This window comes from Pedobacter sp. L105, from assembly GCF_009765875.1.
In the GTDB taxonomy this organism is placed as follows: Bacteria; Bacteroidota; Bacteroidia; order Sphingobacteriales; family Sphingobacteriaceae; genus Pedobacter.
Genome location: NZ_LMUP01000004.1, coordinates 120077 through 131811 on the forward strand (window position 1 = coordinate 120077; position 11735 = coordinate 131811).

The 11735-nt window shown below is 41.1% G+C and carries 12 protein-coding genes; 2 read left to right on the top strand and 10 right to left on the bottom strand.

Annotated elements, in window-relative coordinates:
• Nucleotides 1–26: 26 nt before the first annotated feature.
• From GSQ84_RS05620 to GSQ84_RS05640, 5 genes are all read right to left on the bottom strand, one after another.
• The gene (locus GSQ84_RS05620) at nt 27–290 is read right to left on the bottom strand and encodes a YtxH domain-containing protein (RefSeq protein ID WP_158796288.1); all 264 of its coding nucleotides are present in this window, start codon (nt 288–290) and stop codon (nt 27–29) included.
• Nucleotides 291–362: 72 nt separating this feature from the next.
• On the bottom strand, nt 363–1409 hold the full coding sequence (locus GSQ84_RS05625; RefSeq protein WP_158796289.1) for an AI-2E family transporter: 1047 nt from the start codon (nt 1407–1409) through the stop codon (nt 363–365).
• 10 nt (nt 1410–1419) lie between these two features.
• Nucleotides 1420–2826, bottom strand: coding sequence for a sigma-54 dependent transcriptional regulator (locus GSQ84_RS05630; protein WP_158796290.1), 1407 nt, complete (start codon nt 2824–2826; stop codon nt 1420–1422).
• 175 nt (nt 2827–3001) lie between these two features.
• On the bottom strand, nt 3002–3778 hold the full coding sequence (locus GSQ84_RS05635) for an enoyl-CoA hydratase/isomerase family protein (RefSeq protein WP_158796291.1): 777 nt from the start codon (nt 3776–3778) through the stop codon (nt 3002–3004).
• Nucleotides 3779–3780: 2 nt separating this feature from the next.
• Entirely contained in the window at nt 3781–4200 is a 420-nt protein-coding gene (locus tag GSQ84_RS05640) for a cobalamin B12-binding domain-containing protein (RefSeq protein WP_158796292.1), read from the bottom strand.
• Between the two features lie 79 nt (nt 4201–4279).
• Here GSQ84_RS05640 and GSQ84_RS05645 point away from each other — a divergent pair, with 79 nt between their 5' ends.
• Nucleotides 4280–5941: a glutamine--tRNA ligase/YqeY domain fusion protein gene (locus tag GSQ84_RS05645; protein WP_158796293.1), complete on the top strand. Its 1662-nt coding sequence runs from the start codon at nt 4280–4282 to the stop codon at nt 5939–5941.
• Nucleotides 5942–6949: 1008 nt separating this feature from the next.
• Here GSQ84_RS05645 and GSQ84_RS05650 read toward each other — a convergent pair.
• Nucleotides 6950–7783 (bottom strand): N-acetylmuramoyl-L-alanine amidase, encoded by an 834-nt coding sequence (locus GSQ84_RS05650; RefSeq protein ID WP_158796294.1) that lies wholly within the window; start codon nt 7781–7783, stop codon nt 6950–6952.
• A 115-nt stretch (nt 7784–7898) separates the two neighbouring features.
• Between GSQ84_RS05650 and GSQ84_RS05655 the strand changes: the two genes are divergently transcribed.
• Entirely contained in the window at nt 7899–9578 is a 1680-nt protein-coding gene (locus GSQ84_RS05655) for a Zn-dependent hydrolase (protein ID WP_158796295.1), read from the top strand.
• Nucleotides 9579–9591: 13 nt separating this feature from the next.
• On the opposite strand, the gene GSQ84_RS05660 is transcribed toward GSQ84_RS05655, so the two are convergent.
• The 4 genes from GSQ84_RS05660 to GSQ84_RS05675 are packed head-to-tail and all read right to left on the bottom strand — an operon-like array spanning nt 9592 to nt 11734.
• Nucleotides 9592–9960, bottom strand: coding sequence for a response regulator (locus GSQ84_RS05660; RefSeq protein WP_158796296.1), 369 nt, complete (start codon nt 9958–9960; stop codon nt 9592–9594).
• Between the two features lie 11 nt (nt 9961–9971).
• Entirely contained in the window at nt 9972–10553 is a 582-nt protein-coding gene (locus GSQ84_RS05665; protein ID WP_174238632.1) for a chemotaxis protein CheB, read from the bottom strand.
• Nucleotides 10535–11362 (bottom strand): protein-glutamate O-methyltransferase CheR, encoded by an 828-nt coding sequence (locus GSQ84_RS05670; RefSeq protein ID WP_158796297.1) that lies wholly within the window; start codon nt 11360–11362, stop codon nt 10535–10537. The genes GSQ84_RS05665 and GSQ84_RS05670 overlap by 19 nt, the downstream gene beginning before the upstream one ends.
• Nucleotides 11363–11734, bottom strand: coding sequence for a two-component system response regulator (locus GSQ84_RS05675; protein ID WP_158796298.1), 372 nt, complete (start codon nt 11732–11734; stop codon nt 11363–11365).
• Nucleotide 11735: the final 1 nt, after the last annotated feature.

An 11735-nucleotide genomic window follows, 5' to 3' on the forward strand; every position in this document is an offset into this window, starting at 1 on the left:
CATTATTAAGTGAATCAGCGAACAAACTAAGCGTGTTCAACATCATCTACAAATGCCTCATCTTCGTTAATTTTGTTCTTCACAGAACTTACCACTTTATCTTTAAGGCTGGCTAAATGATTAATCTCATCAGCGGCCCTGTCTTTAATGGAATCGCCAAGATCTTTCAGGGACTGATTTAACCTGTCGCGGGTCTCACTTCCTTTTTCAGGGGCAAATAACAATCCTAATGCTGCACCTGCCGCCAAACCGGTTAATAGTCCTATTAATACTTTTGAGTTATCATTCATGACTTTAATTTTTATGTTTAATAATTGATTTTAAATCTAAAAGCGCTATAATATTGGTGTCGACTCTTATAACTACTCAGCTTCAGAAATTGTTTTAATTCTTTCCAATCTTTCAGAAGCCATCGCGCTGGTCTCATATATTTTGATCAGCAGGATGAAATAAGACAGTAAGAGCGGCCCAAAAACGAGCCCTAAGATACCAAAAAGCGGTATTCCTATCACCACGCCAATAACAGTGATAATCGGATGGATGTTTCCTACCCGCTTGGCGATCATAAACCGGAGCACATTATCGATATTAATAATGACTAAGAAGCCAAAGATCAGCATCGCCCAGCCGGCAAAATTATGACCATCGGCTATTTGAAGCAAAGCAGCAGGAACAAATATAACGGGCGGCCCAAGTATCGGCACAAAAGAAATAAAGGCGGTGATTACTCCCCAGAAAACCGGGTCGCTGTAACCCAGAATAAAAAAAGAGAGGCCAACTAAAGATCCCTGTACAATAACGATCAAACCCTGTCCCAATACATTAGCGTAAGTGGTATTGCGCATTTCCAGTGCAAACCGGTGGGCATTTTGTGTTCTGAAAGGTGCGTATTTGACCAGTGCGGATTCAAATTGCTCATTCTCTACCAGCATGAAATACAGCATAAAATACATAAGCAGTAAGCCAAGAACGATATTAAAAGCGCCCGAGATCAGTGAGGGGAACAACTCTGTTGCCCATACGCCTGCTTTTTTAAGGCCGTCTTCCAGCAAATGCTGGGCATCGGTACCTACAGGAACAAGGTGTTTTAATTTAAACAGCATCCGCTGAAAATACAAATGGTCATTCTGTAATTCCCCGATCTTCTCAATCACCATACTGCTCAGCGTGTAGAACGGCAGGATAATCACGATGACGGAGATAAACAGCAAAATAATGGCCGACAAGCTTCTGTTGAACTTTTTAACCTCTACCAGATAAAGAAAGGCTGGTCTCATAATCGTATATAAGACCAGTGTACTTAAAATGGAGCCAAAAATTCCCTGTAACGAATAAGCAATCAAGCAGCCAAGTGCAATAATAATGACCAGATTAATGTTATTTCGCTGCTTGTAGGTGAACATTGACATGTGAAGACTATTAAGTATCTAAGTTAATAGCTTTCATCTTATTATAAAGTGTTTTTCTATCGATGTTTAAAATTTTCGCTGCTTTTGTTTTGTTAAAGTTTACCTCTCTTAAAACCTTCAGGATGGCCTCATACTCTGCTTCAGACGCTGCATTCTTTAAATCCCTTGATTTTTCATGTGTGCGGTGAATGGTATTTTCAATAGCCGTTACCTTCGCATCTGTAGAGATTTCCAAAGGAAGTGCCTTCAGCTGGATTTCATCCGATTCTGTCAGCAACGTAGCCCTTCTTACCACATTCTTCAGTTCCCTGACATTTCCAGGCCAGTTATAGGTAAGGAAGCATTCCTCTACATCCTTAGAAAAACCCTGTACGTCCCTGCCCAGTTCTTCATTAGCAAAATCAAGGAATGTTTTCGCGAAGATCATAATATCTTTTCCCCGCTGGCTCAGCGGCGGAAGGTTAATTGAAAATTCATTGAAACGGTGGTACAAATCTTCCCTGAACCTGCCTTTTTGTATCGCACTGGATAGGTTTTCATTTGTTGCCACGATGATCCTTACATCCAGGTCAATCTCTTTTGTACTTCCTATCCGTTTGATTTTTCTTTCCTGAACGGTTCTCAGTAATGCAGCCTGAATTTCGTAAGATAAATTTCCGACCTCATCCAGAAAAAGGGTTCCCCCGTTAGCCATTTCAAAATGTCCGATCTTTGTATTCAGTGCCCCTGTAAAAGATCCTTTCTCATGACCAAAAAATTCACTCCCTGCCAGTTCTTTAGTTAAAGACCCACAGTCCATGGCCACAAAAGGATTATCCCTTCTCGGGCTGTTCAAATGGATCGCCTTGGCAACAGACTCTTTCCCGGTACCGCTTTCCCCGGTAAGAATAACACTGTATGAAGTGGGCGCCACCAGCTGAATTTGTTTCAACAGCTCTTTAGACGCCTGGCTTTGTCCTGCAACAAAGTTATCAACCGGATTATAAACCGGTTTTGGTGTTTTTACTTTATTAACCTCTGCCCTTGCATTTTCATGCAGAGAATCGTTAAGGGCAATCTGTGTATCGATTGCCTTATTTATGGTATTTAAAATTTCATCCGGATATAAAGGCTTAGTAATATAGTCATAAGCGCCTAATTTAATCAATTCAACAGCCAGCTTAATATCTGAATAACCCGTAATGATAATTACACCGGTTTCCGGATAACTTTCTTTTATTTTAATCAGCATCTCTTTGCCATCAGTATCCTCCAGCCTGTAGTCACACAGTACCAGGTCATAATGATCCTTGCTCAGATAGTCGTTCGCGGAAAGCCCACTAGTAGCTGTATTCACACTAAAGCCATTTCTGATTAAGAATTTTGATAATAATAATCCTATATTAACCTCATCATCTACTATTAGTATTTTTTTCATATTAACAACAAATTCTAAACTAATTTGATGATAAATATAAAGAAATATTTTAGATGGGTATTATTTTCTACATACATATATTATATTCCCCTTAATTCCATGTTTTTGATGTAACTGATCGTAAAACCCCATAAATCACCATACGTCAAAAGTTAATCCATTTATAATCTGAAAGTTAGCGCCCCTTAAATTCAGACCTTCGTTTTTCCAGAAAAGCATTCACTCCTTCCTTAAAGTCCTCTGTACCAAAACAATTACCAAATTCTTTGATTTCTGTTTCAAACCCATCTTTATCTTTCGCGGCATTGACTGATTTTATCGCTGAAGCTATGGCTAAAGGAGCTCGTTCCTTAATTTTATTTAATATTTCCTCGGCCTTGTTAATTAGTTCTGCTAAAGGTACCACATGATTAACTAAACCGATTTTTTCTGCCTTTTCTGCGGTAATCATTTCGGCAGTAGTAATCATTTCGAGTGCCCTCCCCTTCCCTACCAAATGAGTTAACCGTTGCGTACCGCCATAACCGGGAATTAAGCCCAGTGTTACTTCCGGCAATCCCATCCGGGCGGTTTCAGCAGCCACCCTGATGTGGCAGGCCATCGCTAGCTCTAGCCCGCCGCCCAGTGCAAATCCGTTAATCGCAGCAAGAAAGGGTTTGGAAGAGTTTTCTATTGCATTGAAAACTTTAGCCTGTCCAACACGGGCAAGCTCTTCGCCCTCTGCCGTACTGTAAGCTGCAAATTCCGAAATATCAGCACCCGCTACAAATGCCTTTTCGCCGGCACCGGTTAAAAGTACAGCCCTCACCTCCCCGGTTTCTTCGGCATAGGCAATTACATCTGCCAGTTCAGCAAGGGTTTCTTTATTCAGCGCATTTAGTTTTTTTTCCCTGTTGATGGTAATGTAGAGGATGTTGGTTTTGATTTCTGAAAGAATATTCTGATAGGTCATGTTTAAAAATTTCTGTTTTCAATTGTCCAGTTACGGATATAATCTGCAATAGTCAGCATAGTGGTGCCAGGGGCGAACAGCTCGCCTACACCTATATCCTGGAGTTTAACCATATCTGCCTGGGGGATGATCCCACCGCCGGTGAGCAATACGTTAGTCAGGTGTTTCTGCTTCATTAGCTCCATAATTTTCGGGAAAACCGTCATATGTGCACCCGACAGGATAGAAACACCAATGGCATCCACATCTTCCTGTAAAGCTGTATTGACAACCATTTCCGGAGTTTGCCGTAAGCCTGTATAAATCACTTCCATACCTGCATCACGCAGGGAAGAGGCGATCACTTTTGCCCCCCGGTCATGCCCGTCGAGGCCAACCTTCGCCACTAAAATCCGTATAGGCCGATCTAATGTTTTGCTCATAAAATATACCAATAGTCTATCGTAAATGTAAGTAAATTAGCTCTTTTATGTTAACTTTGACCATAAATTTACAGTTTTTATGAGTGAGGAAAGATCATTGAACTTTATTGAAGAGATCATTGAAAACGATTTAAATAGCGGAAAATACAAGACTTTAGTTACCCGTTTCCCCCCAGAGCCTAATGGATATTTGCATATCGGTCATGCTAAGGCGATTTGCCTGAATTTTGGGTTAACCCAAAAATACGGCGGTTACACCAACCTGCGATTCGACGACACAAACCCTGTGACGGAGAAAACAGAATATGTAGACAGTCAGCAGGAAGATATCAAATGGCTGGGTTTTGAATGGAAAAATGAATTGTACACATCAGATTATTTTGATGCCCTTTATGATTTTGCCGTTACGCTGATAGAAAAAGGACTCGCTTATGTAGACAATGGCACAGCCGATGAAATTGCTGCGCTAAAAGGAACACCTACAGAACCGGGTACCGATAGTCCTTACCGGAACCGCAGCGTTGAGGAAAACCTGGATTTGTTCCGCAAAATGAAAGCCGGCGACTTCGAAGACGGAACCTGCATCCTGCGTGCAAAAATTGATATGGCCAGCCCTAATATGATCATGCGTGATCCTATTATCTATCGTATTAAACATGCAGAACATCACCGCACCGGTAATAAATGGTGTATCTACCCAATGTACGATTTCGCACATGGCCAGAGTGACAGCATTGAGGAAATTACCCATTCTATCTGTACACTGGAATATGTTTCTCACCGTGAGCTCTACGACTGGTTTATTGCCCAATTGAATATTTTCCCTTCCCATCAATATGAGTTTGCACGTTTAAACTTGACCTATACGGTGATGAGCAAGCGTAAACTCCTGCAATTGGTTAATGAAAATGTAGTGGACGGATGGAATGATCCCCGCATGCCAACCATCAGCGGACTGAGAAGAAGAGGTTATACCCCGGAAAGTATCCGCGAATTTTGTGAAAGAATAGGTATTGCCAAAAGAGAAAACCTGATAGAACTCAGCTTACTGGAATTTTGTATCCGTGAGCACCTAAATAAAACAGCTAACCGGGTAATGGCGGTGCTTGACCCGATTAAACTAATCATCACCAATTATCCAGAAGGAAAAACAGAAACCCTTATTGGTGAGAATAATCCTGAAGCAGAAGACAAAGGCGGTACCAGGGAAATTCCTTTCAGTAATGAACTTTGGATTGAACGTGAGGATTTCATGGAAGAACCTGCAAAAAAATGGTTCAGACTGGCACCGGGTGCCATGGTGCGCTTAAAAAATGCCTATATCGTAAAGTGCGATGATTTCAAAAAAGATGCTGAAGGAAATGTTACTGAAATTCATTGCAGCTACATCCCTGAATCTAAAAGCGGGGAAGATACCAGTGAAATTCATGTTAAAGGAACTATTCACTGGGTAAGTACTGCTCATGCAAAAACTGCTGAAATCAGGGTTTACGATAGATTATTCTCTGTAGAATCGCCTGATAATGAAGAAGGGGATTTTAAAGATTACCTGAACCCTGACAGCAAGAAGGTAATTAAACAGGTATACATTGAGCCGTATCTGGCTAATGCCGATCTGGATTCACGTTATCAGTTTATCCGTAAAGGTTATTATTGCCTGGATCAAGATTCTACACCTGACAATTTGGTTTTTAATCAGACAGTAGGGTTAAAAGATGCCTGGGCAAAAGCTAAAAAATAGAATTAATAGCCAGTAAAGATCACCTGGCTGCGCTGAAAAGGTGAGTATACTGTTTTCCGACTGCATAATGCTGCGCTGCGCTTGCAAGACGCTAGGTCGGAAAACAGTACACTCACCTTTTTTGTAGATCATCCATTGTATGGAGCCTATAGCGCAGTGGCATTGCAGATCGCAAAATTGTAATGAACCTCATGACGAAATCTTAAATTAGGAATATCTTTTCCAGTTTCTTTTCGGAGAACCTATCGCCTGGTAAAAGAGAAAGAAGAACAGTTAAACGGCTCATATGAAGAGTTCTACAGCAAGAGATATCTTGTTTAGTCTTTTATACAAAGGCCTGCAGCATTGTGAAATAGAAAGATCAAATACCAAGTGGCTCTTATAAAGAAATTTATAGCAAAGGATACCGTATATAGTCTTTTATACAAAGGCATGCAGCATTGTAAAATAGGAAGATCAAATACCAACTGGATCTTATAAAGAAATTTATAGCAAAGAATACAGTATTTAGTCTTTTATACAAAGGCCTGCAGCATCGTGAAATAGGAAGATCGGAAAAAATTTAAATGGCTCTTATGAAGGGATCTATAACACGGGAATATTTATTTTTTTGTTAGAGCAATGTAGCCTTGTGATTACGAAAATCATGTATCAACTGGATCTTATAAAGAAATTTATAGCAAAGAATACAGTATTTAGTCTTTTATACAAAGGCCTGCAGCATTGTAAAATAGAAAGATCGGAAAATTTGAATGGCTCCTATAAGGAATCTATAACAAGAGATATTGTATTTCGTCTTTTGTATAGAAACCTATAACCTGGGGGTATTGGAAATTTACGGCGCTTTGTAGCACGGTGGGCTGGGATATCCCTATAGTAAAATCTTAAAAAAAATGGTGTATGCTCTATTTCGGCCTAGCGTCTTGCTAGCGCAGCGCCGCATTATGCAGCCGAAATAGAGCATACACCATTTTTTAAGCGAAGCCAGATGATCTAACAGATCTCCAACTACATATATTTCCTATACAAATTAAACAGGATCATTGTATCAGACTGCGTCAATACAGGACTGATATCAGTTTGCACGAAATGACGCTTAAAAGCGATAATAGCAGCATGCATATCCCGAACATCATAACCTATGATGCGCAGGGCGATAGCCGTGTCAAACTCCGGCGGCGGGATCTGCAGCACATCATCATACCACAATCCGAAGCCCCTGCCCGCAAGCACCTTCCATGGGAACTTATTCGGGTCGGTTTTACGTTTTGGAGCAATATCAGAGTGTCCGATAAAATTTTGCGTAGGGATGTTGTATTTCTTCTTCAGCGTAGTTAAAAGCGCCATCAGGCTATTGATCTGGGCATCAGAATAAGGTTCGTCTCCATTATTATCCAGTTCAATGCCTAAAGAACATGAATTGAGGTCGGTTTCATTTCCCCACCTGGCAACACCAGCGTGATTGGCCCTTAAATAATCGTTCACCATATGCACCACTTTGCCGTCTCTTCCAATCACATAATGTGCACTGGTTTCAGTAGATTTCAGCAAAAATGTTTTTATCGTCTGGTCGGTTGAAGTTTGTGCCGTATGATGGATAATCACATAATTGGGCTTTCGGATACCAAAATTCACAGATCCGATAAAGGATTGCTGATCCAGACTGACAGAATCCACTACCTGGCCTTCCGGCGGATCAGCTTTTAAGGTATTTCCAAAGGTTTTGGCTTGTTCTTTGTAAATCTTATTTGTAGCCGCATATTTGTTTGTGGAACAGGCAGCAAGAAAAAATAAAGGAACACAGAGCATCCATTTGTTTTTCCAATTAAAATGTTGTTTCATAGCAGTAAATATAAACGGTTAAATTACTACTATTTATATAAATGAGCCGGAAACAGTTAAACTTTATGCCCGGCTTATAATTTTTCCTAATTTAGTTGCGTTATAAAAAATTACCATGAACAATTTCACTAAAGCTTCCTTATTTTTTGTAGGATGCTCTATTATCGCAGGCCTGGGATCCTGCACTGACACTTCCGAAAAAAAGACGAATAAAACGGAAAAACCAAACGTAGCCAAGGATAGCTTACAGGTTTATGTACACAGCAGGGTAGGCCTTTATGAGCCTGTAAAACTCACAACGAACCTCAACGCACTGAGCGCAAATCAGCGAAAAGTACTTCCTTTACTGATAGAAGCAGCCGGAATCATGGACGAGCTGTTCTGGAAACAAACCTATCCGCAGCGCGACAGCCTGATTGCTGCTACAAAAGATGAAAGAACAAGAAATTTTATAAAAATAAACTATGGCCCCTGGGACAGGTTAAATAACGACAAACCTTTTATTTCAGGAACCGGAACAAGACCTGAGGGAAGTACTTTTTATCCTGCCGGAATGACCAAATCCGAACTTGAAAAATCAAGCCTGAAAGATAAATTCAATCCCTACAGCATCATTCAGAAAGACGCCAAAGGAAACCTGTCTGCTGTTCCTTATCATGTGTTGTTTGCTGCTGAATTACAAAGGGCTTCAGCCCTGCTTAAACAAGCGGCATTACAGGCAGATGACCCTGGATTTAAAAAATATCTTAACCTTCGGGCCGATGCCTTAACCTCGGATGTGTACGGTCCAAGCGACTACGCCTGGCTGGATATGAAAAACAATACGCTGGATATCATTATCGGGCCCATTGAAAATTATGAAGACAAGCTATTCAATGCCCGTACTTCCTTTGAGGCTTATGTGCTGGTAAAAGACAAAGTATGGAGCAAGCGCCTGGCCAAATACGTAAGCCTGCTGCCCGAATTACAAAAAGGGCTTCCTGTAGCAGCAAAATACAAAAAGGATACGCCGGGCACAGATTCAGAGCTAAACGCCTACGATGTGGTTTATTACGCAGGAAATTGTAACGCAGGCTCTAAAACCATTGCTGTCAACTTACCCAATGATGAGGTGATCCAGCAGCAAAAAGGTACGCGCAGGGCACAGCTGAAAAATGCCATGAAAGCAAAATTTGATAAGATCCTGCTGCCGGTTTCTAAAGAACTGATCGACAAAGACCAGCAGAAATATGTAAATTTTGATGCCTTTTTCACGAATGTTATGTTTCATGAAGTAGCTCATGGCTTAGGTATCAAAAAGACTATTACGGGTAAAGGATTTGTAAAAACAGCCCTTAAAGAACAGTTCAGCTGGCTGGAAGAAGGCAAAGCGGATATACTCGGTATCTATATGGTTACAGGACTGCTGAAAAAGAGAGAACTTACCGGTGATGTAAAAGCCTACTATACAACCTTTATGGCAGGTATCCTGCGCTCTGTGCGTTTCGGCGCGTCCGATGCACATGGACAGGCAAACATGCAATGCTTCAACTTCTTCAAACAAAAGGCAGCATTTATACGCAATGCAAACGGAACCTATAAAGTGGACTTCGTTAAATTTGAGACTGCAATGAATGCCCTAAGTAATGTTATTCTAACCCTTCAGGGCAACGGAGATAAAGCTGCTGTAGAAAAAGCGCAGAAAGAGAATGCAAATATTACTCCGGAGTTGCAGTCGGATCTGGACCGCCTAAGCAAAAAAGGAATCCCTGTGGACATTGTTTTTGAACAGGGAGTAGATATACTCGGAATGTAGTAAACCCTATGGGTTAAGCTGGAAGATGTTTCAAAATAATATTTTCCAGCTCCTGAATATCAAACGGTTTTGATAAATAGCCATCAGCTCCGGCCTGATCTGCGAGAGACATCACATCATTGTTAGCAGAGAAATAGATTACAGGAATATTCTTTAGCACCTCATGCGTTTTTAGCTCCCTGGTGGCCTCAATACCTCCTACGTCAGGCAACCAGTTATCCATGAAAATAATATCCGGTATATAGGCTGAAACCTGGTCGATGATATTATTTGAAGTAGAAGAGGTTTTAATTTCATAACCAGCATCTTCCAGAATAAAAGTACACAATTCCAGTATGTCAGTATTATCATCAAAAATGAACACTTTTTTTTGCTCAATCATTACAAATCCTTTTAGGACAACAAATTTATAAATTCTGCCATATCTTCAATGCGTAAAATAGAATCTATTTTTACGTGTATAGAAGCCTGCTCTGGCATATAAGCAACCTGTGCGGTGGCGGGATCCTGAATAATAGCAGTTCCGCCCCAGGCTTTAACACTTTTCAGCCCGTTTACCCCATCAGCATTAGATCCGGATAACAACAAACAGACTAACTTTTCGCGGTATACCTCAGCGGCAGTCTGAAAAGTAACATCTATCGCCGGACGGGAATAGTTGACTTTTTCTGAATAATCCAGGGAAAAAGTGCGGTCCTGTTCAATCAGTGTATGGTAATCGGAAGGCGCGATATAAACGGTGCCCGCAACAATAGGCTCCTTTTCATTTACTTCCTTAACGAATAATCTGGTCCGGCCGGAAAGTAATTCGGGTAAAAGCGAATCTGTACCGTGTTTCCTGTGGATCACAATGATCACAGGGAAGCTCAGCGAAGTGCTAAGCAGGGGCAGCACCTTCAGTAATACATCAAGGCTTCCTGCGGAGCCGCCAATAATTAGCGCATCACACTTTCCCATCAGCTCACCTTCCTCCATATTTTCTCTGCAGGGACCCTTTTATAATTTTGTGAGATTGGCGAGAAATCCAGCGTTTCCTTTGTCCCAAGGGCCAGGTAGCCCAGGCCCTCCAGGCTATCATCAAATAGACGTAACACCTTATGCTGCAGATCGCGGTCAAAATAGATCAGCACATTACGGCACAAGATCAATTGAAATTCATTAAAAGAGTGATCTGAAACCAAGTTGTGCGTGGAAAAAATGATCTTTTTTTTCAGTTCCTCACTAAACTTCGCCAGCGAATAATTTGCCGTATAATAACTGGAAAACTCCTCTGTACCCCCGGATAAAATGTAATTTTCCGAATATTGTTTCATCTGGCTCATAGCAAACATTCCCTGTGCTGCCTTTTCCAATACCGATGGATTCAGATCTGTTGCATAGATCAAGGATTTATGCAACAAATTCAATTCCTTCAGAATAATAGAAATCGAATAGGCCTCTTCACCCGTTGAACAGCCGGCAAGCCAGATCCGGATTAAGGGATAAGTGCCTAACTTAGGAAGTACAACGTCTCTGAGTGTCCTGAAAAACACAGGATCCCTGAACATTTCGGTCACATTAACGGTGATCTGCTCTACAAAACGTTTAAAATAAAAAGAATCATTATTAATCCTGTACCTGAATTCGGCAAAACTCAGCGCTTTGTCCAATGAATAAAGGCGCAATATCCTTCTTTTGATAGATGCTTTAGAATATCCTGTAAAATCATATCCATACTGCTCCAGGAGGTCGGCCAGTAAGACCTCCACTTGCACATCACTAATTACAGGTAATTCCAGGTTCATCTATATATATTTTACCAGCAAATCCGTCAAACTATCTACATTGATGGGTTTAGAAACATAGCCAACGGCACCTGCATTTAAACATCTCTCCCGGTCGCCAAGCATCGCCTGTGCGGTAACGGCTATCACGGGTATATCTTTCAGCTCCGGGTCCAGGCTCATCCTGGCCATGGCCTGATAACCATCCATACCCGGCATCATCATATCCATCAGTACAACGGCAATATCTTTTTGCTCTTCCATCAACTGTATCCCCTCTTCTCCGCCAATAGCTGAAAGACATTGATACCCTTTTGCTTTCAGCACCGCTGTTAAAGCAAAAATATTACGGTTATCGTCATCTATGATCAGTACTTTTTTCTTATTCTCCATA